At 73.2% G+C, this 26,200-nt stretch carries 20 protein-coding genes; 8 read left to right on the plus strand and 12 right to left on the minus strand.

The window, feature by feature from the left end:
- Positions 1 to 23: 23 nt before the first annotated feature.
- The 3 genes from DRB96_RS04855 (at position 24) to DRB96_RS04865 (ending at position 2,722) form a co-directional block, all read left to right on the plus strand.
- A complete protein-coding gene (locus tag DRB96_RS04855; protein ID WP_112447041.1) occupies positions 24 to 1,031 on the plus strand; it encodes an aldo/keto reductase in 1,008 nt (335 codons plus the stop codon).
- Positions 1,032 to 1,174: 143 nt separating this feature from the next.
- Positions 1,175 to 2,494, plus strand: a complete 1,320-nt coding sequence (locus tag DRB96_RS04860; protein WP_204357638.1) for a PQQ-dependent sugar dehydrogenase — start codon at positions 1,175 to 1,177, stop codon at positions 2,492 to 2,494.
- A gap of 42 nt (positions 2,495 to 2,536) precedes the next feature.
- Complete coding sequence (locus tag DRB96_RS04865; protein WP_112447043.1) at positions 2,537 to 2,722, plus strand: DUF6191 domain-containing protein; 186 nt, start codon at positions 2,537 to 2,539, stop codon at positions 2,720 to 2,722.
- Between the two features lie 26 nt (positions 2,723 to 2,748).
- Here DRB96_RS04865 and DRB96_RS45820 read toward each other — a convergent pair whose 3' ends face one another.
- The 6 genes from DRB96_RS45820 to DRB96_RS04890 all read right to left on the minus strand — a co-directional run bounded on the left by DRB96_RS45820 (position 2,749) and on the right by DRB96_RS04890 (position 10,327).
- Positions 2,749 to 5,802, minus strand: a complete 3,054-nt coding sequence (locus tag DRB96_RS45820) for a helix-turn-helix transcriptional regulator (RefSeq protein ID WP_112447045.1) — start codon at positions 5,800 to 5,802, stop codon at positions 2,749 to 2,751.
- Positions 5,803 to 5,882: 80 nt separating this feature from the next.
- A complete protein-coding gene (locus DRB96_RS42680; RefSeq protein ID WP_162688393.1) occupies positions 5,883 to 6,080 on the minus strand; it encodes a hypothetical protein in 198 nt (65 codons plus the stop codon).
- Positions 6,081 to 6,221: 141 nt separating this feature from the next.
- A complete protein-coding gene (locus tag DRB96_RS04875; RefSeq protein ID WP_112447047.1) occupies positions 6,222 to 6,788 on the minus strand; it encodes a hypothetical protein in 567 nt (188 codons plus the stop codon).
- Between the two features lie 127 nt (positions 6,789 to 6,915).
- Entirely contained in the window at positions 6,916 to 7,470 is a 555-nt protein-coding gene (locus tag DRB96_RS04880) for a GNAT family protein (protein ID WP_112447048.1), read from the minus strand.
- A 39-nt stretch (positions 7,471 to 7,509) separates the two neighbouring features.
- The gene (locus DRB96_RS04885) at positions 7,510 to 9,759 is read right to left on the minus strand and encodes an MMPL family transporter (RefSeq protein ID WP_112447049.1); all 2,250 of its coding nucleotides are present in this window, start codon (positions 9,757 to 9,759) and stop codon (positions 7,510 to 7,512) included.
- 181 nt (positions 9,760 to 9,940) lie between these two features.
- Positions 9,941 to 10,327, minus strand: a complete 387-nt coding sequence (locus DRB96_RS04890) for a signal peptidase I (RefSeq protein WP_112447050.1) — start codon at positions 10,325 to 10,327, stop codon at positions 9,941 to 9,943.
- A gap of 78 nt (positions 10,328 to 10,405) precedes the next feature.
- On the opposite strand from DRB96_RS04890, the gene DRB96_RS04895 reads away from it, so the two are divergent.
- The 4 genes from DRB96_RS04895 (at position 10,406) to meaB (ending at position 16,638) form a co-directional block, all read left to right on the plus strand.
- A complete protein-coding gene (locus DRB96_RS04895) occupies positions 10,406 to 11,530 on the plus strand; it encodes an ROK family protein (RefSeq protein WP_343234505.1) in 1,125 nt (374 codons plus the stop codon).
- A 62-nt stretch (positions 11,531 to 11,592) separates the two neighbouring features.
- Positions 11,593 to 13,449 (plus strand): methylmalonyl-CoA mutase family protein, encoded by a 1,857-nt coding sequence (locus DRB96_RS04900; RefSeq protein ID WP_112447052.1) that lies wholly within the window; start codon positions 11,593 to 11,595, stop codon positions 13,447 to 13,449.
- On the plus strand, positions 13,446 to 15,641 hold the full coding sequence (gene scpA, locus DRB96_RS04905) for a methylmalonyl-CoA mutase (protein WP_204357639.1): 2,196 nt from the start codon (positions 13,446 to 13,448) through the stop codon (positions 15,639 to 15,641). The genes DRB96_RS04900 and scpA overlap by 4 nt, the downstream gene beginning before the upstream one ends.
- Positions 15,642 to 15,654: 13 nt before the next feature.
- Positions 15,655 to 16,638 carry a methylmalonyl Co-A mutase-associated GTPase MeaB gene (meaB, locus tag DRB96_RS04910; protein ID WP_112447053.1) on the plus strand — a complete coding sequence of 328 codons (984 nt, stop codon included), beginning with the start codon at positions 15,655 to 15,657 and terminating at the stop codon, positions 16,636 to 16,638.
- Between the two features lie 21 nt (positions 16,639 to 16,659).
- On the opposite strand, the gene DRB96_RS04915 is transcribed toward meaB, so the two are convergent.
- The 4 genes from DRB96_RS04915 to DRB96_RS04930 are packed head-to-tail and all read right to left on the minus strand — an operon-like array spanning position 16,660 to position 19,848.
- Positions 16,660 to 17,064, minus strand: a complete 405-nt coding sequence (locus tag DRB96_RS04915; RefSeq protein ID WP_112447054.1) for a hypothetical protein — start codon at positions 17,062 to 17,064, stop codon at positions 16,660 to 16,662.
- A complete protein-coding gene (locus tag DRB96_RS04920; RefSeq protein ID WP_204357640.1) occupies positions 17,057 to 17,920 on the minus strand; it encodes a heavy metal-binding domain-containing protein in 864 nt (287 codons plus the stop codon). The genes DRB96_RS04915 and DRB96_RS04920 overlap by 8 nt, the downstream gene beginning before the upstream one ends.
- 1 nt (position 17,921) lies before the next feature.
- Entirely contained in the window at positions 17,922 to 18,794 is an 873-nt protein-coding gene (locus tag DRB96_RS04925) for a heavy metal-binding domain-containing protein (RefSeq protein WP_112447055.1), read from the minus strand.
- A gap of 43 nt (positions 18,795 to 18,837) precedes the next feature.
- Positions 18,838 to 19,848, minus strand: a complete 1,011-nt coding sequence (locus DRB96_RS04930; protein ID WP_112447057.1) for an asparaginase — start codon at positions 19,846 to 19,848, stop codon at positions 18,838 to 18,840.
- Between the two features lie 128 nt (positions 19,849 to 19,976).
- On the opposite strand from DRB96_RS04930, the gene DRB96_RS04935 reads away from it, so the two are divergent.
- Complete coding sequence (locus DRB96_RS04935; RefSeq protein ID WP_112447060.1) at positions 19,977 to 20,432, plus strand: Lrp/AsnC family transcriptional regulator; 456 nt, start codon at positions 19,977 to 19,979, stop codon at positions 20,430 to 20,432.
- Here the strand turns inward: DRB96_RS04935 and DRB96_RS04940 are convergent.
- Entirely contained in the window at positions 20,398 to 25,170 is a 4,773-nt protein-coding gene (locus DRB96_RS04940) for a caspase family protein (RefSeq protein WP_112447062.1), read from the minus strand. The genes DRB96_RS04935 and DRB96_RS04940 overlap by 35 nt on opposite strands.
- Positions 25,170 to 26,075, minus strand: a complete 906-nt coding sequence (locus DRB96_RS04945; RefSeq protein WP_112447064.1) for a hypothetical protein — start codon at positions 26,073 to 26,075, stop codon at positions 25,170 to 25,172. The genes DRB96_RS04940 and DRB96_RS04945 overlap by 1 nt, the downstream gene beginning before the upstream one ends.
- Positions 26,076 to 26,200 lie beyond the last annotated feature (125 nt).

Below are 26,200 nucleotides of genomic sequence, written 5' to 3' on the forward strand. Positions count from 1 at the left end.
GGAGGACCAAGGGGGACGCAGGGGTGGAGCGCAGGTCGATCGGGTCGGGGGCGCTGACGGTGGGCGCCGTCGGACTCGGGTGCATGCCGATGAGCGGGGCGTACGCGCCTGCGCGCAGGCGGCGCGAGGACTCGTTGCGGACGGTGCACACGGCCCTGGACCTGGGCGCGAACCTGCTGGACACCGCCGACCTGTACGGCCCTTACACGAACGAGCTGCTGCTCGGGCGGGTGCTGCGGGAGCGCCGCCAGGACGCCTTCGTGTCCGCCAAGGCGGGGCTGCGGGCGGACGGGCGGCACGTGGTGGCGGACGGCCGGCCCGGGTACCTGCGGCGGGCCTGCGACGCCTCGCTGCGCAGGCTGCGCACCGACGTCATAGACCTGTACCAGCTGCACCGGGTGGACCCGGAGGTGCCGGTGGAGGAGTCGTGGGGCGCGCTGGCGGAGCTGGTGGGCGCGGGGAAGGTGCGGGCGCTCGGCTTCTGCGCGCTGGGCGCCGGGACCGGGCCGGGCGCGGGGCGGCTCGGGGACCGGTCGTACGGGGCGACCCTGCGGCATCTGGAACGGGCGCAGCAGGTGTTCCCGGTGAGCGCGGTGCAGGCGGAGCTGTCGGTGTGGTCGCCGCAGGCGGCGCGGCACCTGCTGCCGTGGTGCGCGGCGCGCGGGGTGGGGTTCTTGGCTGCGATGCCGCTGGGGAGCGGGTTCCTGACCGGGACGCTGACCCCGGGCGAGGGGTTCGAGGCGCAGGACGTGCGGGCCCGCCATCCGCTGTTCACGGCGTACGCGATGGCGGCGAACCAGGTGCTGGTGGCGGGGCTGCGGCGGGTGGCCCGGCGGCACGGGCCCGGGGTCACGGCCGCGCAGGCGGCACTGGCGTGGGTGCTGGCACAGGGTCCGCAGGTGGTTCCGGTGCCCGGAACCGGGCAGGCGTGCTGGGCGGCGGAGAACGCGCGGGCGGCGGAGGTCCTGCTGACCGCGGAGGACCTGGCCGAGCTGTCGGGACTGCCGGACCCGGTGGGGGCCTGGGACTGAGGCGTGGGACTGAGGCGCGGGGCTGAGGCCCGGGCCGACCCACGACCACTCGATCGAGTGTACGAGTGGCGGAACTTCGGGAACGGCCGTGGCTGTTGAGTCATGTGAAGGGCACGATCGGAGGACCGGAGGGGAGCACGGCGATGCGATACGAACGGAATCAGGACCGGGAGCGGGGCCAGGAGCGGAGCCAGGACCGGGTCCAGGACTGGGGCCAGGAGCGGGGCCAGGACTGGGGCCAGGACTGGGGCCAGGACCAGGTGCGCGGCCCGGCGCCGGGTCGGGCCGGGGCGCGCGGAGTGCTGGCGGCCTTCGCCCTGGCCGGGTGCGGGGCGCTGTTGGCGGCGGGGTGCTCGCCGCCGGGCGGCGCCGGGGCCCGGCCGGGAGGCTCGTCACCGGATGCGGCCTCCCCCGCGCCGGCGGCCTCCGGCGGGGCGTCCGCCTCCCCCTCGGAGGCCGGCCCGCCGGCCAAGGGCGGGGTGACGGTGACGGGCGTGGCCGCCAAGGGCCTGGAGTCCCCGTGGGGGGTGGCTCCGCTGCCCGACGGGAACCTGCTGATCGCCTCGCGGGACAAGGGGACGATCAGCCGGGTCGATGTGGGCACGGGCGAGGTGACCCAGGTCGGCAAGGTGCCCGGGGTGGCCCCGGCCGGCGAGGGCGGGCTGCTGGGCCTGGCCCTGTCCCCTTCCTTCGCCTCGGACCGCATGGTGTACGCGTACTTCACGACCGAGTCCGACAACCGCATCGCCCGGCTCCGGTATGACGACAAGAGACCGGTCGGAGAGCAGTTGGGCGCACCCGACACGGTGTTCCGGGGAATCCCCAAGGGGATGATCCACAACGGCGGGCGGATCGCCTTCGGCCCGGACAAGATGCTCTACGCCGGGACGGGCGAGGCCGGGGACACCGGGCTGGCCCAGGACAAGGAGTCGCTGGGCGGCAAGATCCTGCGGATGACCCCGGACGGACAGCCGGTGCACGGCAATCCGGAGGCCGATTCGGTCGTCTACTCCTCCGGGCACCGCAATGTGCAGGGGCTCGCCTGGGACAAGGACAAACGGCTGTGGGCGGCCGAGTTCGGCCAGAACACCTGGGACGAGCTGAATCTGATCGAGCCCGGGGCGAACTACGGCTGGCCGGAGGCCGAGGGCAAGGCCGGAAAGCCGGGGATGCGCGATCCGGTGGCGGTGTGGAAGACCGAGCAGGCCTCGCCGAGCGGGATCGCCTGGGCGCAGGGCTCGGTCTGGATGGCCGGGCTCAGGGGGCAGCGGCTCTGGCGGATTCCGCTGGCCGGGGCGAACCCGGTGGCGGAGCCCGAGGCCTTCCTGGAGGGTGAGTACGGCCGCCTGCGGACCGTGGTGGCCCTGGGCGGGGACAAGCTGCTGCTGGTCACGAGCGAGACGGACGGGCGCGGGTCGCCGGAATCGGGCGACGACAGGATCCTGACACTGACGGTGCGATGACCGGCGGGCCCCGACGGGGGGACGAAAGGCACGGTGGGCGCGATGTTCAACATGATCGAGGAGATTTTCAGCCCGGGACGCAAGCACGCGGACGACGAGAAGAAGCGGCTGGAGCTCTCCCGGGTCGACGTGAATGACGGCGACCCGGGAAAGGGTCCGATAGATCTGGACTCCGGCACCGTGCTCATACGCCCCAAGGAGCACCCGGAGGAGCACCCGGGGCTCTAGTGCTGTGACCGGGAAGGTCCACCGCACTAGCGCGTCGCGTGGGCCGCCTTCGGGGCGGGCGGGCCGAAGAGCCGTAGCCGGTGGGCCAGGGCGGCCGCCTCGCCGCGGCCCGCGACACCCAGCTTCGCCAGGATGTTCGAGACGTGCACGCTTGCCGTCTTCGGGGAGATGAAGAGCTCCTCGGCGATCTGGCGGTTGGTGTGGCCCGCCGCGACCAGGCGCAGCACGTCGCGTTCGCGGCTGGTCAGGCCCAGCGCCTCGACGGGGTCGACTTCGGGCGGCGGAGCGTCCTTGGCGGTGTGCACGGGGGTGAGCGGGAGCCGGGCGCGCCGGGCGAGCAGGGCCAGGTCCTCGCGGAGCCGGCGGGCGCCGAGCTGTTCCGCCGTCGTGTGGGCCTCGCGGAGCAGCCCGGCCGCGGCCTCCCGGTCGCCGCCGGCGGCGAGCAGGGCCTCCACGAGCCGGTGCCTGGCCCTGGCCAGCAGGTACGGGCGCTCCAAGGGGCGGACCGACTCCTCGACGCCCGTCCAGTCGGCGACGGTGTCCCGGTCCTCGGCGCGCAGCAGCTCGGCCCGGAGGAACTCGGCGTGGGCGGCCCACACCGGGACCGGGGCCTCCAGGGCGCGGGCGGCGGCGGCGAGGACGGCGAGCGCCTGGTCCCGGCCGGCTTCGGCGGACGGCAGGCCCCGGGCGTCGGCCTCGGCCGTGGCGGCGGCGAGCAGCAGCGGCCAGGCGTAGCGGTGGTGGCCGAGCGGGAAGCCGTCGGCGACTGCCTCGCCGACCTGGGTGCGGACGTCGGCGATCCGGCCCTCCCCCGCGGCCACGCCGATCCCGAGGCGGAACATCGGGATCCGGTGCTGGGGCTGGCCGTCGTGCGCTCCGAAGTGGGCGCGGGCGGCGGTGAGCTGGCCGGCGGCCTCGGTGATCTCGCCGCGGGCCAGGGCCAGGTAGGAGAGGCGTGCGGCGGCAGCGGCGCGCGGGGCGGCGCTGCTGACGAGGCTCATGGTGAGCCGGGCCTCCTTCGCGGCCTCCTCCCAGCGGCCGAGGCTGTAGAGGCTCTCGGCCAGGTTCCCGCGGACCCAGGCCTCGGAGTCCATCAGCTGGGACTTCTTGACCAGTTCGGCACCTTGTTCTGCCAGTTCCACGGCTTCGCGGGACCGGCCCATGCTTTCCAACTGAGAGGTGAGGTTCACATGAGCGCGTCCCGTCAGAACGCCGAGGCCGAGTTCGGCGGCCCGGTCCTTGACCGCGTACAGCTCGGCGAGACCGCGCTCGGCTTCCCCGGCGTCGGTGAGCAGGGTGCCGACGGTGATCCGGGCGTTGAGTTCCGTCTCCTCGGCGCCGACCTTCCGCGCGTACTCCACGGCGCGTTCGGCGGCGGCGAGGTTGTCGGGGCCCGGGTCGTGGAGCATGCCCCAGCTCGCGGCCCGGACGAGGACCTCGGCGTGCACCTGGGACGGGGGCAGCCCGCGGACGAGCTCCTGTGCCGTGGCGAGCTCCTCCCAGCCGTCGCCGCGGGCGAGGCTGGCGACGAGCCGGGAGCGCTCGGTCCAGAACCAGGCGGCGCGCAGCGGGTCGTGGCCGTCGTCGAGGGAGCGCAGCGCGATCTTGGTGATCTTCAGGGCGCGTTCGCGTTCGCCGCCGAAGCGGGCCGCGACGGTGGCCTCGGCCAGCAGGTCCAGGCGCTGCAGCGGGGTGGTCGCGGGGTCGCAGCCGCAGGGCGGGTACACCTCGGTGTAGTCCGCCGGGCGCAGTTCGCGGCGCACCTCCTCCGGTACGCCCTCCCACAGGTCCATGGCCCGCTCCAGCAGGCGCAGCTGCTCGGCGTAGGCGTGCCGGCGGCGGGCGGCCACCGAGGCGGCGAGGACGGCGGGCAGTGCCCTGACGGCGTCGTTGGCGTAGTACCAGTAGTTGGCGAGCCGGATGACGCGCTCCTCGGCGCGGGCCAGCGAGTCGTCGGCCTCCAGTGCCTCGGCGTAGCGGCGGTTGACCCGGGCGCGCTCGCCGGGCAGCAGGTCGTCGGAGACGGCCTCGCGGACCAGGGAGTGGCGGAAGCGGTAGCCGTCGCCGTCGGAGGTGGGGAGGAGGATGTTGGCGCCGACCGCCGCGCGCAGGGCTTCGATCAGCTCGTCCTCGGTGAGCCCGGTGACGGCGCGCAGCAGCCCGTACTCCACCGTGGAGCCGCCTTCGGCGACGATGCGCACGACGCGCTGCGAGGCGTCCGGGAGGACTTCGACGCGCACGAGGAGGAGGTCGCGCAGGGATTCGGTGAGGCCGGTGACGCAGCCGCTGGAGCGGGAGGCGACGAGTTCCTCGACGAAGAAGGCGTTGCCGTCGGAGCGGTCGAAGACCGATTCGACGAAGTCCTCGTCGGGCTGGGAGGCGAGGATGCCGGCGAGCTGGCGGCGGACCTCGGCGCGGTTGAAGCGGGCCACCTCGATGCGCTGGACGGTGCGCAGCCGGTCCAGCTCGGCGAGGAGCGGGCGCAGCGGGTGGCGGCGGTGGACGTCGTCGGCGCGGTAGGTGGCGACCAGGACGAGCCGGCCGCTGCCCAGCGCCCTGAAGAGGTACGAGAGCAGGTGCCTGGTGGAGGTGTCCGCCCAGTGCAGGTCTTCCAGGACGAGGACGACGGTGCGGTCGGCGGCGAGCCGCTCCAGCATCCGGGCCGTCAGCTCGAAGAGCCGGGCGGTGCTCTCCTCGTCGTGGGGGCCGCGCGGGGTCTCGCCGAGTTCGGGGAGGATGCGGGCGAGCTCGTCCTCCTGGCCGGCGGCCGCTGCGGCAAGTTCGGCGGGGAGCAGCCGGTGCAGGGTGCGCAGGGCGGTCGAAAACGGGGCGAAGGGAAGGCCCTCCGCCCCGATCTCCACACAGCCTCCGACGGCGACGACCGCGCCGCGGCGGTCGGCCTCGCAGAGGAACTCCTCGGTGAGGCGGGTCTTGCCGACCCCGGCCTCGCCGCCGACGAGCAGTGCCTGCGGCTCTTGGCCGCCGGTGGCGCGCGTCAGGGCGTCGGTGAGTACGGCCAGTTCGTCGGCTCGGCCGACGAACACCGGGCTGACAGATCTGGTTTCCACGCCGCCGAGCATCGCACAGAGGCCCTGCCCATCGGCACTTGTTATCGGTGCGCTGCTCATCACGCGGCCGTTCACGCGGTTCGCGGCGCGGGTTACGCGGCGCGGGTGAAGCTGCCCCGCAGGCTTCTCACCGGCCCTTCGGATTCCTGGAACCGAGAGGAGCCGCGGCGGGCCTTCTTCGCTTCCCGGACCAGGCGGTACGCGTCGGCCTCACGGATGAGGTCTTCGCGGCGGGCGGTGGCGATCTCGTACTCGAACATCTCGTACTCCCTGGTTGCGTTTCTCGGCACCTCGTTCGGTGTGATCCAAGATTCGCTTCCCAGGGGGTACCCGCGCATCGGGAGCATGCCGCATCCGGGCGGACCGGGGGTCCTTAGTCCGGGGCCGCGGGTCCCCGAAGCGGACTAAGGCAGTGCCTAGGCGGCCTAGGTCTAAGCGGCCTTGGGGAGGGGGAGGAAGTACATGACGCCGAAGACGATCACGCCGAGGGCGCCGAGGACCACGGCGGCCCAGGACACGGCACGGACCCAGGTGGGGAGCGTACGGCCGGGGGCGCCGAAGGCGGGGCGGGCCAGGACGAAGACGGCGATGAGCAGCGCGATCGTCGACAGGACACCGTTGACCAGGGCGGTGATCTGCCAGGCGTTGCCGTACAGCGCCTCGATCTTCTCCTCGGTGCTGGTGGCGTTGGCCGAGCCGATCTGGCCGACGAGGGTGGTGCGCTCGGCCACGACGCGGGAGACCCAGCTGCCGCTGAGGGCGATCAGGCCGAGACCGGCGGCGACGACGGCCGAGGCCGCGGCCGCGACGCCACTGCCGCCCTCGGCGGGCGCGTCGAGCTCGTCGTCGAGGTCGTCCTCGAGGTCCTCGTCGAGGATCTCCTCGACGGCGGGGTCGGCGGCGACCGGGGCGGTCGACTCGTCGGCGGCGGCCTTCTTCAGGTCGGCCGGGGAGTCCGCCTCGGGAGCGGTCGGGGCGGGGGTCTTCGTGGTGTCCATGCGGGGCACCGTAGGCGGCTTGTATGAGAGGTTTCTGAGAATCCGGCGGGACCGCCCGCACCCGGCCGCCCGCGGTCCTCGGGGGACCCGGGGGCGGGTGCGGCAACGGCAGGTGCCGGGGACGCGGTTACGCGGTCGGGGCCGGGGGCCACTCGTGGGCGAGGACCGACCAGATCTCGGTGTCCTGGCGGGCGCCGCGGTAGAGGTCGTTCTCCCGCAGGACGCCCTCGCGGGTCATTCCGAGGCGCTCGGCGGCGGCGATGCTCTTCTTGTTGCCGGAGGCGACGTGCCACTCGACGCGGTGCATGCCGCGCTCCCGGAAGGCCCAGTCGATGATGGTCCGGCAGGCCTTGGTCACCAGGCCGCGGCCGACCATGGCGGGCTCCAGCCAGCAGCCGGCCTCGCAGGTGCCGCTCGCGGTGTCGAAGGTGCGGAAGAGGACCCCGCCGACGAGGACGCCGTCGACCCGGATGCCGTAGAGCCGCCCGGTGTCGGTGGCCGCCTTCTGCGCGTAGGCGGCCAGGTAGGACCGGGCCCCTTCGAGGTCGGCGACGACGTCCGGCAGTCCGACGAACCGACCGATGTGTTCCCGGCCGCGGTCCATGTGCGCCAGGAGCTCCTCGGCGTGCCGGATCTCCAGCGGGAACAGCTGGGCGCCTTCGGCGAGGTCTGTCGAGAACATGCGGGCTCGTCCTTGGGGTTCGGGCGGCGGTTCACCGCGTCACCGGGATGCTGTGGCGGGCTCGTTGCCGTCCTCGCTCGTGGCTGCGGAGGCGCCGGCCCGCTGTGCCGGAAGTGTCGCACGGGGCCGGCGTTCGGGGGGTTCGATGCTGATGCGCGGCAGCCGGCGGTCCAGCCAGGCCGGCAGCCACCAGTTGGCGCCGCCGAGCATGTGCATGAGGGCCGGGACCAGGAGGGTGCGCAGGACGAAGGCGTCGAGAGCGACGGCCACGGCCAGCGCGATGCCGAACATGGCGATGAGCCGGTCGCCGCTGAGCACGAAGGCCAGGAAGACGGAGATCATGATGACCGCCGCCGAGTTGATCACCCGGCTGGTCTCGGTGAGGCCGACGCGCACGGCCCGCTTGTTGTCCCCGGTCTCCAGCCACTCCTCGTACATCCGGCTGACGAGGAAGACCTGATAGTCCATGGACAGTCCGAAGAGCACCGAGACCATGATCACCGGCAGGAAGGGCTCGATGGGGCCGGCGCTGCCCAGGCCCATCGGTTCGCTGCCCCAGCCCCACTGGAAGACCGCGACGACGACTCCGAAGGAGGAGGCGACGGCGGCGACGTTCATGGCGGCCGCCTTGAGCGGGATGCCGATGGAGCGGAAGGCCAGCAGCAGCAGGAGGCAGCCCAGCGCGATGACCACCCCGACGAAGAGCGGCAGTTTGCCGATGATGACGGCGGCGAAGTCGTCGTAGCCGGCGGTCACGCCGCCCACGTGGACCTGCATGGAGCTGCCTTGCGCGGCGCGCGGGATGACCTCCTCGCGCAGCGTGTCGACCAGGTCGCTCGTGGCCCGGGACTGCGGCGGGGAGTCCGGCACGACGGTGATGACGGCCGTTTCGCCGCTCCGGTTGAAGACGGCCGGTCCGGCGGAGGCCACGCCCCCGGCCGTGCGGAGCGAATCGGCCAGCCGGTCCACGGCCAGTCGGTCGCCGGCGCCTTCGAGGCGGGCGACCACGGTCAGCGGGCCGTTCGTTCCCGGGCCGAAGCCGTCCGCGAGCAGGTCGTACGCCTTGCGGGTGGTGGAGGTGGCCGGGTTGTTGCCCTGGTCGGAGGTGCCCAGGTGGAGCGAGAGCATGGGCAGCGCCAGCACCGCCATGACCGCCGTGGCCAGGATGCCGAGCAGCTTGGGGTGGCGCTCGACGAAGGCGGACCAGCGGGCGGCGAAGCCGGTGGCGGACTCGGCCCGCGGGCCCTCGGCGGCCAGTCTGCGGCGCTCACGGCGCGAGAGGGCCCGCGCGCCGATGCAGGAGAGGAGAGCGGGCAGCAGGGTCACCGAGGCGGCGACGGTCAGGACCACGGTGAGGGAGGCGGCTATCGCGACGCCGTTGAGGAAGTTCAGCCGCAGCACGAGCATCCCGAGCAGCGCGATGCAGACGGTGGCCCCGGCGAAGACGACGGCCCGGCCGGTGGTGGCGACGGCGTTCTCGGCGGCCTCCTCGACCGGGAGTCCGCGCTGGAGGCCCTTGCGGTGGCGGGTGACGATGAACAGCGCGTAGTCGATGCCCACGCCGAGGCCCACCAGGGTGCCCAGCATCGGGGCGAAGTCGGCGACCGGCATCGCGTGCCCGAGGAGGGTGATGCCGAAATAGGCGGTGCCGACGCTGACCAACGCGGTCGCGATGGGCAGCAGGCTCGCGGCCAGCGAGCCGAAGGCCAGGAAGAGCACGACGGCGGCGATGGCCACGCCGATGGCTTCGGCGAGGTGCGCGCCGGGCGCCTCCGTGAGGCCGATGGCGCGGCCGCCGAGCTCGACCTGGAGGCCGTCGGCCTGGGTCGTCGGGTTCTTCGCGGCCTCCACCACGGCCTTCGCCTCGGACTTGGGGACCGAGTCGGCCTGCCGGTCGAAGGTGACCACGGCGTAGGCGGTCCGTCCGTCGGCGCTGATCCGGGCGGCGCTCTCGGGTTCGGTGCCGTAGGGGCCCGCGACCGATCCGACGCCGGGCAGGGCCGCTATCGAGTCGAGCGCCCGCGCCATGCGCTCCTCGACGGCGGGCGTACGCACGCTCTGGTGGTCCGGGGCCCGCCACACGATGGTGTCGGAATCGCCGCCCTGGCCGTGGAAGCCCTCGCGGAGCAGGGCGTGCGCCTTGCTGGACTCGGTGCCGGGGACCTCGTAGTCGTTGGAGAACGCCGTTCCCGCGCCGACCGCGGCCGCGGCGGTCCCGCCGAGCGCGAGGCTCCAGAGCAGGACGACGACGAGGCGGTGCCGCATGCACCACCGTGCGATTGCTGCCAACGGACGAGCTCCCTGGTGGTTCGGATCTTCACCGGGGAACGGCCCGTCGCAAAGAACGCCTGAACACTGAACGCTGAACGTCTCGAAATATGGTCTACACCTTCACGATCGCAGCGTTCTGTGATCGTTGGCCGCCTTCGTGGGCATCGTCACAGGCTGCCGGGCAGGTGCGGGACCATGGTCACACGGGGTTCGGAGCGGAGGTCCGGCCGGACTGGTCCTCGGTCCGGTAGCCGGGCAGCGAGGGCCAGCGCACGGTGAGCACCACGGAGTCCTCCTCCGCGTACCAGGAGTGGTCCACGCCGCGTCCCCACACGACGTAGTCGCCCTGTTCGGCGAGCACGATGCTGCGGCCGGGGAACTCCAGCCGGAACCGGCCGCTGATCAGCACCTGCAGCGCCGTGCGGGACTCGCCGCGCACCCACCGCGCCCGCTCGTCACCCTTGGGGTGCACGCCCCACTTGATCTCCACGTCCTCGCTGTGGCGCGGATCGCCGGGCTCCTTGAAGTGGCCGAGCAGCCAGCCCCGGTCCACGGCGGCGTCGGGTCCGGCCTTGCCGGTGTACACCGTGGTGGGGGTGCGGGTGGTGGTGGGCGCGGGGCCAGGAGCGACATCCCGAAGCTGTGCGGCCTCAGCCCCGCCTCCGTGTCACGGCAGACCACCGCCCTGCTGCGGGCCGGCCTGCTCCGGGAACTGCGCGAACTCCCCGAACCGGCCGGCCCCGCCGCCGCCCCGGCCGCCAAGGGTCCCGGCGGCCCCGGCGGCCCCGGAGGTCCCGGTGAGCCCGGCGGTCCCGGCGGTCCCGGCCGGCCCCGGATCCCCCTCGACCTCCACACCGGCCCCGTCGGCGGCCCCCTCGCCGCCGGCCTGCACATCGGCGTGCCCGCCTCCACCTTCAGCCTCGTCGACCTCCGCGGCCGCGTCCTCGTCCGCCGGGCCTTCCCGCACGCCGGGCAGTCGCCCGACCGGCTCCCCGAGCTCATCGCCACCGAACTCGACCGCTTCCTGCGCGAGTTCAGGACCGACCGGCCCCTCCTCGGCCTCGGTGCGGCCCTCGGCGGCTGGGTCCGCCCCGGCGACGGCACCGTCGTCCGCCACGACGCGCTCGGCTGGCGCGACGTCCCCCTCGCGGCCGGGCTCCGCGACCGCCTCGGCCTGCCCGTCTCCGTCGACAACCACGCCCGCGCCATCGCCCACGCCGAGATCCTCTTCGGCCGCCCCGAGGCCCGCTCCAGCCTCCTCCACCTCTTCATCGGCAACGTCGTCGATGCCGCCTTCGGCATCGAGGGCACCGTGCACCAGGGCCCCGGCGCCGCCGCCGGCGACGTCGCACACCTGCCCGTCCCCGGTTCGCCCACCCCCTGCGCGTGCGGCCGTACGGGTTGTCTCCAGCCGAGCGCCTCCGACACGGTCCTCGGCGCCGAGGCCGTGCGCCGCGGGACCGTCCCGGACCCCTCCGTCAACCTCCTCGTCGACGCGGCCGCCACCGGCGACCCCCGCGCCGACCGGCTGCTGCGCGAACGCGCCCGTACCGTCGGCCGGGCCGCCGCCCTGCTCCTCGACGTGTTCAACCCGGCCGTCATGGTGGTCAGCGAGCTCTCCGCGATCCTGCACGACGGCTACCTCGACGAGATCCGCGAGGCGGCCGGCGACCCCGACCGCTACGGGCGGCGGATCGTCGCCCCGCACGCGGGGCCCGCCGTACTCCCGGTAGCCTCCGCGACCGTCCTGCTCGCCCCGCTCTTCCGTGACCCCTCCCGTCTCACATGAGAGGGCGAGATCACATCCGGTGGTTATAGGTCGTTCACATGGACCCCCCTAACATTCGAGCCATGACGGTCCTGCCTGATGACGGGCTCTCCTTGGCCGCCGAGTTCCCTGACGCGACGCATGAGCAGTGGCAGCGCCTTGTAGAGGGCGTCCTGCGCAAGTCGGGCAAGGAAGTTTCCGGCGAGGCAGCGGAAGACGCGTTGTCCACGAAGCTCGAGGACGGGCTCACCACCCGCCCGCTGTACACCGCGCCCGAAACCTCCCCGGACACCGGTTTCCCCGGTTTCGCACCCTTCGTACGGGGCGGACGTGCCGAGGGCGGCGCCGCCTCGGGCTGGGACGTCCGACAGCGGATCGCCGGCACCGATCCCGTACGGGTGAACGAGGCGGCCCTGGCCGACCTGGAGAACGGCACCACCTCGCTGTGGCTGGCCGTCGGCGACGCCGGCCTCCCGGCCGAGGGCCTGGCCCGCGCCCTGGAGGGGGTCTACCTCGACCTCGCGCCCGTCTCCCTCGACCCCGGGGCCCAGTACGCCGAGGCGGCGCGGGCGTTGCTCGCGCTGTACACCGAGCGCGGGGTGGCCCCCGAGGCCGCCCGCGCCTCGCTCGGCGCCGACCCGCTGGGCCACGAGGCCCGCACGGGCCGCGCCCTGGATCTGGCGGAAGCCGCCGCGCTCACCGCGGAGACGGCCGCCTGGCCCCACGTACGCGCCCTGACCGTCGACGCCCTGCCCTACCACGAGGCGGGCGGCAGCGCCGCCGAGGAGCTGGGGCTCTCCCTGGCCACCGGGGTCGCGTACCTGCGCGCCCTCACCGGCGCGGGCCTCACCGCGGAGGCGGCCTTCGGGCAGCTGGAGTTCCGCTACGCGGCGACCGCCGACCAGTTCCTCACGATCGCCAAGCTGCGCGCCGCCCGGCGCCTGTGGGCCCGGGTCGCCGAGGCCTGCGGGACCCCCGCGGCCGGCGCCCAGCGCCAGCACGCCGTCACCTCGCCGGTGATGATGACCCGCCGCGACCCGTGGGTGAACATGCTGCGCACGACCATCGCCTGCATGGCGGCGGGCGTGGGCGGCGCGGACGCGGTCACCGTGCTCCCGTTCGACCAGGAGCTCGGACTGGCCGACGCGTTCGCGCGCCGCATCTCCCGCAACACCTCCACGATCCTGCTGGAGGAGTCCCACCTCGCCCGCGTGATCGACCCGGCCGGCGGCTCGTACTACGTCGAGCAGCTCACGGACGAACTCGCCCACGCGGCCTGGGAGTTCTTCCAGACCGTGGAGAAGGCGGGCGGCCAGGCCGCCGCCCTGCGCTCCGGCCTGGTCGCCGATCGCCTCGCCGCCACCTGGGCGGAGCGCTCCAAGAAGCTGGCCAAGCGCCGCGAACCGATCACCGGGGTCAGCGAGTTCCCGCACCTCTCCGAGAAGCCGGTCGTACGCGAACCCGCGCCGGCCCCGCTCACCGGCGGACTGCCGCGCGTGCGGCGCGACGAGGCGTACGAGGCCCTGCGCGCCCGCAGCGACGCCCACCTGGCGGCGACGGGCGCCCGGCCCACGATCTTCCTGGCGGCCCTGGGCCCGGCGGCCGCGCACACCGCCCGTGCCACCTTCGCCTCGAACCTGTTCCAGGCGGGCGGCGTCACCCCGGTGCACGACCCGGTGTCGGTGACCCCGGAAACGGCCGCGGCGGCGTACGCCGCGAGCGGCGCGGACGGCATGGCCGTGCTCTGCTCCAGCGACGCGCTGTACGAGGAGCAGGCCGAGGCGGTGGTCGCGGCCCTGCGCTCGGCGGGCGCGAGCACCGTGTTCCTCGCGGGCAAGCCCGGCACCGCCGCGGCGGCCGTGGACGAGTACGTCTTCGCGGGCTGCGACGCGGTCGCCGTGCTGTCCTCCGTACTCGACCGGATGGGAGTGCCGTCTTGAGCAGCACAGGGATCCCCGATTTCTCCGAACTCGCGCTGGACGGCGCGGCCCCGGCCGCCGGGTCCGAGGACCAGTGGCGCACGGCGCTGAAGGAGTCCACCGGCTCCGACGCCGCCGAGCTGCTGTGGGAGACGCCCGAGGGCATCGGCGTACAGCCGCTGTACACGGGCCGGGACCTGGAGGGCCTGGACTTCCTCCACACCTACCCGGGCGTGGCCCCGTACCTGCGCGGGCCGTACCCGACGATGTACGTCAACCAGCCCTGGACGATCCGGCAGTACGCGGGCTTCTCCACGGCCGAGGAGTCCAACGCCTTCTACCGGCGCAACCTCGCGTCGGGCCAGAAGGGCCTGTCGATCGCCTTCGACCTGCCCACGCACCGCGGCTACGACAGCGACCACCCGCGCGTGACCGGCGACGTCGGCATGGCGGGCGTGGCGATCGACTCGATCTACGACATGCGCCAGCTGTTCGACGGCATCCCGCTGGACAAGATGACCGTGTCGATGACGATGAACGGCGCGGTGCTTCCGGTCCTCGCCCTCTACATCGTGGCGGCGGAGGAGCAGGGCGTCTCCCCCGACAAGCTCGCCGGGACCATCCAGAACGACATCCTCAAAGAGTTCATGGTCCGCAACACCTACATCTACCCGCCGAAGCCCTCGATGCGGATCATCTCGGACATCTTCTCCTTCACCTCGCAGAAGATGCCGCGGTACAACTCCATCTCGATCTCCGGCTACCACATCCAGGAGGCCGGGGCCACGGCCGACCTGGAGCTGGCCTACACCCTCGCCGACGGCGTGGAGTACCTGCGGGCCGGCCAGGCCGTCGGGCTGGACGTGGACGCCTTCGCGCCGCGCCTCTCCTTCTTCTGGGCGATCGGCATGAACTTCTTCATGGAGGTCGCCAAGCTGCGCGCGGCCCGCCTGCTGTGGGCGCGCCTGGTCAAGCAGTTCGACCCGAAGAACGCCAAGTCCCTCTCGCTGCGCACCCATTCGCAGACCTCGGGCTGGTCCCTGACCGCACAGGACGTCTTCAACAACGTGACGCGCACCTGCATCGAGGCGATGGCGGCCACCCAGGGCCACACGCAGTCGCTGCACACCAACGCCCTCGACGAGGCGCTCGCGCTGCCGACGGACTTCTCCGCGCGCATCGCCCGCAACACCCAGTTGCTGCTCCAGCAGGAGTCGGGGACCTGCCGCTCCATCGACCCCTGGGGCGGGAGCGCGTACGTCGAGAAGCTCACCTACGACCTGGCCCGCCGCGCCTGGCAGCACATCCAGGAGGTCGAGGCGGCCGGCGGCATGGCGCAGGCCATCGACGCGGGCATCCCCAAGCTCCGGGTGGAGGAGGCGGCGGCCCGGACGCAGGCCCGCATCGACTCCGGCCGCCAGCCGGTGATCGGCGTGAACAAGTACCGGGTCGCGACGGACGAGCAGATCGACGTCCTGAAGGTCGACAACTCCTCGGTGCGCACCCAGCAGATCGCCAAGCTGCGGCGGCTGCGCGAGGAGCGCGACGAGGCGGTCACGCAGGACACCCTGCGGGCGCTGACGAACGCGGCGGAGCGCGGCGAGGGCAACCTCCTGGCGCTCGCGGTGGACGCGGCGCGCGCGAAGGCGACGGTCGGTGAGATCTCGGACGCCCTCGAGAAGGTGTACGGGCGGCACGCGAGCCAGATCCGTACCATCTCGGGTGTGTACCGAACCGAGGCAGGCGAGTCTCCGTCCCTGGAGCGCACCCGTGCGCTCCTCGACCGGTTCGAGGAGGCGGAGGGCCGCCGTCCGCGCATCCTGGTCTGCAAGATGGGCCAGGACGGGCACGACCGCGGCCAGAAGGTGATCGCGACCGCCTTCGCCGACCTGGGCTTCGACGTGGACGTCGGCCCGCTGTTCCAGACCCCGGGGGAGGTGGCCCGCCAGGCCGTCGAGGCGGACGTGCACGTGGTGGGCGTCTCCTCGCTGGCCGCCGGGCACCTGACCCTCGTACCGGCGCTGCGCGAGGCGCTGGCGGAGGAGGGGCGCGAGGACATCATGATCGTCGTGGGCGGGGTCATCCCGCCGGCGGACGTCCCCACCCTCCTCGAAATGGGTGCGACGGCGGTGTTCCCGCCCGGAACGGTGATCCCGGACGCCGCCCACGACCTGGTGACGCGGCTGGCCGCGGACCTGGGCCACGAGCTGTAGGCGGCTGACGCGGGTGGCGAAGATCGACGTTGCCGTTTACACGAAGGGCGTACTCGACGGGAAGCGCGCGTTCATCGCGCGCGCGATCACCCTCGTCGAGTCCACCCTGCCCGCGCACCGGGTGCTGGCGCAGCAGCTGTTGACGGAGCTCCTCCCGCACGCGGGGCGGGCGCGCAGGATCGGCATCAGCGGCGTGCCGGGCGTGGGCAAGTCCACGTTCATCGACGCGTTCGGCACGATGCTGACGGGGCTCGGCCACCGGGTGGCGGTCCTCGCGGTCGACCCTTCGTCCACCCGCACGGGCGGCTCCATCCTGGGCGACAAGACCCGGATGGAGCGCCTCGCCGTCGATCCGGCGGCCTTCGTGCGGCCCTCTCCCTCGGCGGGCACGCTGGGCGGGGTCGCGAAGGCCACCCGCGAGTCGATGATCGTGATGGAGGCGGCGGGCTACGACGTGGTCCTCGTCGAAACCGTGGGCGTGGGCCAGTCCGAGACCACGGTCGCCGGCATGGTCGACTCCTTCCTCCTGCTCTCGCTGGCCCGTACGGGCGACCAGCTCCAGGGCATCAAGAAGGGCGTCCTGGAACTGGCCGACGTCCTGGCGGTGAACAAGGCGGACGGCCCGCACGAGCGCGACGCGAAGTCGGCGGCGCGCGAGCTGTCGGGAGCCCTGCGCCTGATGCACCCGGCCGACGCCGCGTGGACCCCGCCGGTCCTGACGTGCAGTGCCCGCGAGTCGACGGGCCTGGAGGACGTCTGGAACCGCCTGGAACAGCACCGCGTGCTGCTGGACGCGGGCGGTCGTCTGACGGCGAAGCGGGCGGCGCAGCAGGTGGAGTGGACCTGGTCGATGGTCCGTGACGAACTGCTGGAGCGCCTCCGCTCGAACCCGGCCGTACGGGGCCTGGCCCCGGGCCTGGAATCGGCGGTCCGGGCGGGCACCTTGACCCCCACCCTGGCGGCGGACCGCCTCCTGGCGGCGTTCACCGCTTCCTAGGCGCACGGGGCCCGGCGCTTCCTAGGGCCGCGGCCCGTCCAGGAAGCGTTCGACGGCCTCGCGGGCCCGGGCGTTCGAGGCCGCGGCCTCGGCCAGGGACCGGGCCAGGGCGTCGATCCACTCGTCCAGGCCGACGGGGCGCCTCGAGAGCACGATGCCCCGCACCGTGTGGCAGATCTCCCCGGCCACCCGGCCCCGGTCCGTCCGCAGCGAGAGCCGCCGCTCCCCGAGCTCGACGTCCAGTGCGGCGACCGGGCCCTCGCGCCCGGCCAGCCGCTGCGCCACGGAGCGCCTGCGCTCGATCCGCACCGTGCCGGGCGGCAGCGAGTCCGCCAGGTTCGCCGCGAGCACCCTGACGTACAGGTCCAGGTCCGCGCTGTCCCGCCGCAGCGCAGCGGCCAGAAGTTCCACTTCCCGCTCAGCCATCGAGGCCCAGCACCATGGTCGGCCGGTCGATGACGTGGTCCTCGCGCAGCGGGCGCACCGCCGTCCCGATCGCGAAGAACTCGGTGGTGTGCGAGCCCCAGGAATGCGAGTGCTGCCGCAGGTCGACGGCCACGATCCCCTCGGCCTCCAGGGCCTGCCCCTCCGCCCGCATGCGGCTCATCGCCAGCTCGCGCGCGTGGTAGAGCGCCTGGGTGAACGGTTCGATCTCGACGTTGCGGCCCGAGGTGCTCAGCACCTGGGCGAAGCGCTGGTGCGCCACGTGGTAGACGCACGACCCCATGACCATGTCCAGGGGCGCGTATCCGGCCCGGACCAGCGTCCAGAAGTCCTGGCCGGACAGGTTCGAGGTGAACGGCTTGCCCTTGTTGTTGAGCCAGGTCCCGCCCGGGCCCGGGTCCGCGCCGTCCGCCTTCACGGCCGTGCCGACCGCGATGAACTCGGCGATGTCCGAGCCGAACTCCTTGAACTCGATGTCCAGCCGGACCCCCACGATCCCGTCCGCCCCCAGCGCGCTCGCCTCCGCCTCCATCCGGCTCATCGCCAGCTCCCGCGCCTCGTACATGGCCTGCGAGAGCTTGGTCAGCTCCTGGTTCTTCGACCAGCGGCCGAGCTGGATGCCGACGTGGTAGACGGAGGAGCCGAGGACCAGGCCGAGCGGGCGGAAGCCGACCTCGCGCACCAGCAGGAACTCGTTCACGCTCAGGTCGGAGGTGAACAGGGAGCCCCGCTCCCCCGGCTGGAGCTGTGCGAGCCGCCGCATCGCGTCCTCGGGCAGGCCCTCGTCGGCCGGCCCCCCTGCTTCCCCGATCAGTTCCCGCCCCGTTCGCTCGCTCATGTCAGTGCTCGCGCTCCAGTCTCATGATGGTCAGTGGCTTGGGCCCGGCGGGCCGCTGCGGGCGGCGGAACCGGGCGATGGAGGTCCCGACGAAGACCGCCTCGGCGCTGAGGTCGCGCGTGGACGCGTACGCCGGGCACTCGCTCTCGCCCACCGTCAACCGCACGTCGTCCACCACCACACCGTCGCCGCCGTGCTTCGCGGCGTCGAGGGCCAACTGTGCGCGGGCGTCCCGGCGGACGCGGTTGACCAGCAGGGTGTAGCCGTCGACCTCCTGGTTCCCGGCGGTCCAGCGGGTGCGGCCCGCGGTGCGCCAGTCGTCGTGCCGGATGCGGTGCGCGATGCCGAAGGCGAGTCCGGTGGGAACCCATCCGGTGTGCAGGAGCTTGGCGAAGTCCTGGCCGGTCAGGTGCGAGGTGAAGGGCCGGCCCGGCCGGATGCGCGAGCGGGCCCGCACCGCGGTGCCCAGTGCCGTGAACTCCAGGCCTCCCGCCGGGAATTCGCCGATCCGCAGCCGCACCCCGACGATCCCGTCGCCGCCGAGCGCGCGGCACTCGGCCACCGCGCGGGCCAGCGCCAGCCTGCGCGCCTCGTACATCGCGCGCACCGACTGCGACAGGGTCGAGGCCCACGGCGAGGGCGGCGCCGGCGTGTCGCCCGCGTCCGACCACGCGCCCGGGCAGCCCCACTGCCCGGTGTAGCCCATGTTGAAGACGGCCGTGCCGAGCACCTGCCCGACCGGCTCGAACCCGACGCCCTTGACCGCCGCGAACTCCTGCGACGACAGCGCCGAGTCCCATGTGCCGGCGGCCCGTGGCGCTGCCGTCCCGCCGGCCTCGCCCCCCGGCGGACCGGCATCCCCCCGCTGTGCCATCAGCTCCTCATCGGCCCGCCGCCAACCCCGGTACGTGCTGCCGTCAGGCGGAGACCAGCACCGGCCCCCCGGCCGCCAGCGCCTGGCGCAGCACTCCCGCCCGCTCCGCCGCGTCGCCCCCGGCCAGCAGTGCGGCGAGCACCGCCATCCGCGCCTGGGGCGCCCTCAGCGTACCCGTGGGCACGGCCCCGGCCTCGACCAGGTCCACCGCGCCCCCGTGGGTATAGATCTCCGTCACCGGCCCGGCGCCGACCCTCGTGGTCAGCGCCACCAGCACGCCCTGCCCGATCGCGGCCTTCACCGCGTCCACGATCTCCGGCGTCGCGTTCCCCGCCCCCGTGCCGACCAGCACGATGCCCCGTGCGCCCGCCGCCACCGCGGCGTTCAGCAGCACCGGGTCACCGCTCGCGTGGTGCATGACGACGTCCACCCGCGGCGGCCCTTCCGGCTCCTCGGGCATCGCCGGCAGCGGCAGCGGCTCCGGCCGGACCGGGTTCCGCAGCACGGTGACCTTCCCGAAGCCGACCTTGCCGAGCAGTTCCTTGGACGGGTCGGCGAAGGCGTCCAGCGCCACCGCCTGCGTCTTGACCGTCCCGCGCGCGGCGTGCACGCGCCCCGCGAAGGCGATCAGGACACCGAGCCCCCGCGTGGTCGCCGCGGTCAGCAGGGCATCGTAGAGATTGCCGGGACCGTCACCGTCCGCCGCGCCCATGGGCCGCTGCGAACCGGTGAAGACGACCGACCGGGCGTCGTGGTGGTGCAGGTCGACGAAGAACGCCGACTCCTCCAGCGTGTCGGTGCCGTGGGTGACGACGACGCCTTCCACACCGGGGTCGGCCAGCACCTCGTGCACGGTCCGCAGCAGGGTCAGCTGGTGGGCGGTGGTCAGCCGGGGGCTGTTGACGCTGAACAGGTCGACGACCTCGATGGTGACGCCTTCGGGCAGCGGCGCGGTCGCCATGACCTCGGCCCCGTCGGCGTCGGCCGCGAACCCGGAACCCTGCCAGCGACTGGCTATCGTCCCGCCGGTGCTGATGACGACGATGCGTCCCATGACGGCCGCCCTCCCTCTCACACAACTCCGCACAAATTTTCTACAAACCGCAATGGTAGGCCGATCTACGCGCAACGCGATTGCGAATTCGACCCCACACGCAATACTGGATAGCCGATAATTGCGCCATGGACGCGATCGATCGAGAAATCTTGCGCGAGCTCCAGGCCGATGGCCGGCTCAGCAACCAGGAGCTGGCCCAGCGCGTGGGCCTGACCCCCTCCCCCTGCATGCGCCGGGTGCGCCAGCTCGAACAGGACGGGGTCATCCAGGGCTACCGGGCGGTGATCTCCCCCGAGGCCGTGGACCGCGGCTTCGAGGTGCTGGTCTCCGTGGAGGTCCGCCGCGACCGCGAGGCGGTCGAGGCGTTCGAGGCGGCCCTCCAGGACATTCCCGACATCATCGAGGCCTACCGCCTCTTCGGCAGCCCCGGCTGCCTCCTGCGCATCGCGGTGGCGGACCTCCGCGCGTACGAGCGCCTCTGGATCGAGAAGCTGACGGCCCTCTCGGGCGTCACGGAGGTCAACTCCCAGATCATCATGAAGCGCATCAAGGAACCGACGGGACTCCCGGTCGGCCACTGACCACGCCGAGGCGCTCGCGCCAGGCGGCGGAGAGCCGGGGGCGCAGGAACACCACTCCCTGCTGGGTCCCGACGGCGAGGTCGAGGAACGGGTTCCCCGGCAGCGCCCGCAGCGAGGTCACCAACGCGGGCAGCGGCGCGGACCAGACTTTCTCGCAGCTGGGCAGATGACACAGGGCCACCCCCTGCCCGTCACTGACCGCGACGAGCGCCTCACCACTGGGCGCTGTCCCGGTCCAGAGCAGGCGGGTCGCGGGGACGGGCAGGCTTCCGGTCGTGTCGGGGGAAGCGGAATCCCATACGGACACGGGACCGGGGATCGCATCGCTCGGGCGGCCCCTGTCCAGGTAGAGCAGGACCGGTACACCCGTTGCCGTGACGGCCCAGCGGAGGAAGAAGGAGTGCCCGAGCTCGAAGGGGTGAGCGGGCCCGTGGAATGACCTGGTGGTGGAGCTCGGCCGGCTGACCGCGTACTGGCGCTTTCCCGCGACATCGATGACCGATGCCGCACCGTCTCGGCCGTACTGCGCGACCCAGCGGGTTCCGGCCGCACCGTGATCGGGCACCAGCAGGACGACATCGTGCGCGAGCTCAAGCTCTCGGCTCTCGTGCGGAGCTCCTGTGGCGACGTTCCACATGCGGGCCAGCGTCGGGGGCTTCTCCCCGTCCGCATCCACACCGGCCGCACCGGAATCGACGGCGCCACTCGTGGGAAGGCGCCCACCCACGCTGTGGTCCCTTCCTTGTACCCCTCTGGACCCCGCCAGGAGAACCGTGTCGCCCGAGGGCACCGTGAACACGGTCGAGCAGACGTAGTCGTTTTCGGCATCGACGGTCCACGGGAGGTTCACCCACTCCGACGACTCGTCAGGAGCGTTCAGGAGACGCACACGGGTGTGCACACCATCGAATCCGACGACGCGGCTGTGCGGCTGCCCGGTGGCCGGCGGAAGGAGCTGTCCGCGGGAGTCGTCTTCCCCACGAAGGAGCCAATCGATGGACGTGCTCTCGACGGACCCTCCGGGTCGAACGCGGTGCCAGACGCGCAACGAGAGCGGAACCCGCCGCTGCGACCCGTCGGGCACCTGGGCATCCGCCTCGTCCACGACCGGCGCGTATTCCCAGGCGAGGAAGTGGAGCGTACCGTCAGGATCTTCGAAGCAGTCCTCCTCCTCCAGGCGATATCCGGGCTGGACCGCCTCGGCGGAGGAGAGCGGGCCGCCCTTCGGCCTCCGGCCGTCGAGGGGCGACTCGAACCTCATGAAGGAGCCTCCGGACAGAGCCAGGGCCGCACTGGGGTCCTGCGTCCAGGAGAGAAGGCGTTCGATCTGGCGGAGCTCCCCATCGGCGATCCCGGATCGCGTCCCTCCTGTCCCCGCCTCGTGCACTCCCCACGACCAGAGCCTGGCGGTTCCGTCGTTGCCGATGGCCAGCATGTCGGGTCCGTCGGCTCCCGGAGCACTGATGAGACGCAAGCCGCACACAGCGCCTTCGTGCCCCAGGAGCAGCGGGCCGACCGTGTCACCCGAGACGCAGTCGACCACCATGGACGGATGGGTCCCGAAGCCGTCCACCAGCGCGTAGAGGCGCCCTTCGTGTGTCACGGGCGCCATGAGCATCGCGCCGGACGCCCCGTTGTCCTCGGCCTCGGTCCACCGGGTCGGGCCGTCGAAGTCCGTGATCAGCAAGCGATCGTGATCTTGCGCCACAAGGACCGGATCCGCACGGCTGCCGTACGCGAATCCAGCCAAATGCACCTGCCATTCGGAACCTCCGAACGGCATGGACCTGCTCTTCCCCGACCCCGGGTCGAGAAGGGTGATCTCGACAGTGGGGACGGCGATGGCCGCGAGGGTTCCGTTCGGCCCGTGGAGGTGATCCATCAGCAGGGGGCGCGTCAGACCCTCCAGCAACACGCTCTCGACCCGTTCCCCCTCGAACGCGTGCAGCACGACCCGGCCCCGCACCCCGTCACAGGTGAGCAGGCTGACGCGGCCGTCCGCGTCATGGCTGAGACAGGCGGAGGCCCTGGCTTCGTCGTGCCACCTGCGGCCCTTCGGAGTGGGGCAGTCCACTTCCACGAGGAGCTCCGCCGACCGAAGGGAGAGCACGGCCACGCGCTCGCTGTTCCCGACGACGGCGACGGCTGTCCCGTCCGCGAGGAACCCGGCGTCGAAGAGCCACTCGAAGCCGGTGTCCGGAAGGGACCGGGCGAGCGTCTGGTGCTCCACGTCCCAGATCCGCAGCGTGCCCTCGGTGTCGAGGGTGACCGCCTCGAAACCCCCCGATCGGTCCGTGAGCAGCGCCAGGCCCACCACCCTCGCCGGGTGGGGAAGGATCGTCGACTGGGACGGATCGTCGAGCAGCCAGACGTGCACGTGGGGCTCCCGGGGCGGAGCCGCCAGCACCACCCTCCCCCCGTTGCGCAGCACGAGGTCTTCGATCGTCCAGTTCGGATTCATCGACCTGATCGCGTACGCGTCACCGTCGTGCCGTCCCACCACCCGGTGCGGAGTGATCGCGCGGGGCTCGACACGGACGTACTCCAAGGACGCCGAGAGTCCCTCCGCCTGGCGGGCCAGGGCCTCCTGCCCGTACGTGCCGGCCACGAAGGCCAGCAGGCCGGCCGGGTCGGCGGAGGTGTCGGGAGCCCGGCCCGCGAGGAGGTAGCCGTAGCGTTCGACCGCCATCGACAGCAGCGGGTTGCGCCTCGCGTGCCGCACCGCCGGCAGCAGCGTCGAGCGCTCCGCGCTCACCACGAACGCCGCGTCCTCGATCAGGTCGTCCAGCGCCCCGGAACCCGCCGCGTGGGTCGCCAGGTGGGCCCGGACATAGGGGTGGGCCCGCGGCCAGTCCCGCTCGGGGACCGGGCCGCCCGGGCCCGGACCCGGGACCAGGCCCAGCAGGATTTCGACGAAGCACTCCTGGACGTCCGCGAGATCACGGTGCTTGAGCACCCGGCTCTTCATGTGGTCCGTCAGTTCCTGGTGGTACAGCCGGAAGTACCGCGTCCCGTCCACCTCGGCATGGGCCAGGTACGAGCCGTCCTCCTCCAGCAGCACGTCCACGTCCGCCTCGGTGAGCGGGAGGCCGGACAGCCGCGCCGCCACCCGCACCCAGATCTTGCGCGGCAGTCCGTTGCCCTCGCCGAAGGCCAGCGCCGTGAGCAGCGCCATCGTCGAGCCGTAGCGCCCCGCCGGCAGCCGCTGGAGGTACGTCTCGAAGGCCCCGCCCACGTCCGAGGGGAGTTGCTCCGCCCAACCCGGCACGGTGGTGTCCACGGGCCGGCCGCGCAGCAGCGCGCTCGCGGTCATGCGGGCGACGAGGAAGCAGCGTCCGGCCCGGCGGGCCACCTCGCGCGCGACCTGGCGCCCGACGCCGGGCCGGTCCCGGTAGGGCGCGCCCGTGTCGCAGATGATCCGGGCGACGTACTCGGCCGTGTCCGTGTCCTCGGCGTACGCGCTGTCGTCGAGGTCGATGACGGGCACCCGGTCCCCGGTGTGGGGCAGCAGTTCGCGCCGCGAGCCGACCACGAGCCGGACGCAGGCGACCCCCGCGAGCGGGCGCAGCAGCTCCCAGGCGATGCGGCGCGCCTCGGCCTTGTCACCGCCCGGGCCGGCCTCGTCGAGCGAGTCGACGACGACGCGGAACGGCGTACGGCGGTCGGCCAGGGCCGCGAACAGGGCGGCGGGGCCGGCGGCCCGTACGTCCGCCGCGGCCGCGAGCCGGGCCACCAGCGCGTCCAGGGTCTGGTGGTGGGCGTTGACGGACGCGTCGGTGCACCCGTCCAGGACGAGGCGGCCCAGTACGGCGGACTTGCCCGAGCCCGGGTCCGCGGTGACGACGAGGAGCCCCGCGCCGCCCTCTCCCGCGAGGTGGGCCCGCGCCTCGCTCAGGGCCCGCTCCCGGCCCGTGAAGTAGGACCCCGGGTCGTACACCTGCTCCACCCCGCGCCCCCGCGGCTCGAAATGGGAGAAGAGGTCGGAGGTGTCCCCGCTGACGGGCCCGTCGCCGGTGACCTCGGCCGCGGGGTCGAACGAGGGGTTCGGGAAGAAGGGCGGCGGCTCCGCCTGGTCGACGGAGGAGCACGCGGCCCGCTGTCGCAGTCCGGACGCCGTGAACGACCGGTTGACGCGGTCGGCGACGGTCCCCGGCGCCAGGTGGCGCTGCGACGGGCCCTCCCCCTGCCCGCAGGCCTTGGCCAGTTCGGCGACGAAGGCGCCGTCGACCGCGGCGTCCCGGTGGCGCGCGGAGGCGAGCAGCCAGGTGCCCGAGCCGAGCGCCTCCCCGCGTCCCCGGCCGGCCACGATGGCGTTGGCCACCGCGCCGATCTCGGCGCCGGCGGCCGCCGCGTGGCAGGCGTCGACGATGAACAGCACGTTGCGCACGGGGGAGGTGGCGAGCACCTCGGCCAGGCTGGGCAGGGACAGCCACGAGCGCGGGCGGGCGTACGTGGTGTCCGCGCAGGCGAGCCGGTAGTTCCCCACGGGCGCCCGGTCCCCGTGCCCGGCGTAGTAGACGACGACCACGTCGTCCGCGGTGAGTCCCGGGGCGGCGCACCAGTCCGACAGGGCGTCCTCGAAGTCGGCGGAGTGCGGGTCCCGCGACACGGAGGCCAGTACCCGCTCGTACCCCATCGACCCGAAGAGCTCCACCACGGCTTCGACGTCATCGGGCACCAGGGGCAGTTCGGGATGCTCCCGGTACCGGCGCGTGCCCGCCGCGATGAGGTAGCGCATCAGTGGGCCCGTGGCTCCCGTGCGAGCCCGGCCGCGATGGCCCGGCCGGTCTCGACGGCCGTCAGGTAGCGCGTCGCGTCGTGCATGTGGCTGCCGTTGTGGACGGCCTTGTCGACCACGCGCGCGCCGTACGCGGGGCTCAGTTCGCGCACGAGGGACACGATGTCCGTGGCGTCGGCGATGTTGGTCCAGTCCCGCACCGGCTTCGGCCACACCGCGCGGCCCTCGGTCGGAGCGGGCCGGAGGCGGTCGAGGACCAGGGCGCGCATGCCCAGCGGGGATCCGAGGGTGACCAGGGCGCGCACGTCCCGGTCGCCGTGGTGCGCCTCGTCGCAGAGCGTCTCGTAGGCGACGACCGAGCCGAGGGAATGGGCGACGACGACCCGAGTCTCGGGTGTGATCCGCGCCGCGACCCTGGCCCGGGCGGCACGGCGGACGTCGTCGTCCGAGAAGTACGCGGCCATCTGCTTGAGGCTCCCGATCAGCGCCCGGTCGAGGACCCCCCGCAGGAACACCGCGCCGGTGAGCGCGTCGAGCGCCGCCCGCACCGCGTTCACCCGCAGCGCCTGCGAGACCAGCAGGCCCCCCGCACCGCGGGTTCCCGACTCCGCCGGATCCGGTACCCCCGGGTCGGTCCGGGCGGCTTCGGCCCACCAGGCCATGAGGAGCCGGAACTCCTCCTCCGTCTCGACGTCGCCCGCGTCGTACGGGGGCTCCTGGCCGGACCGCGCGCCGGCGGGGCGGAACAGGTCCCCGTAGAACGCCACTCCGACGTCGTCGGGCGCCGGAACCGGACCGCCCGCGAGCCGCACACCACCGAGCAGTTCGGGTACGACGTCCCGCGCGAGCGAGTCCTCGCTCAGATACTGCTTGCCCACCCCGTGCACAAAGACGACAGCGCTCAATGCCCCTCCCGCGTAAGGAGAACAAGCCTACGCGAGCGACTCCCGCCCCCTGCCGGATGCGTGGATCCCGGCGCCGGGCAGGGGTCGCGGTACGCGCGTTGACCGTGCGCCGGGGGTTCAGTTAG

This window comes from Streptomyces sp. ICC1 (assembly GCF_003287935.1).
GTDB lineage: Bacteria > Actinomycetota > Actinomycetes > Streptomycetales > Streptomycetaceae > Streptomyces > Streptomyces tritrimontium.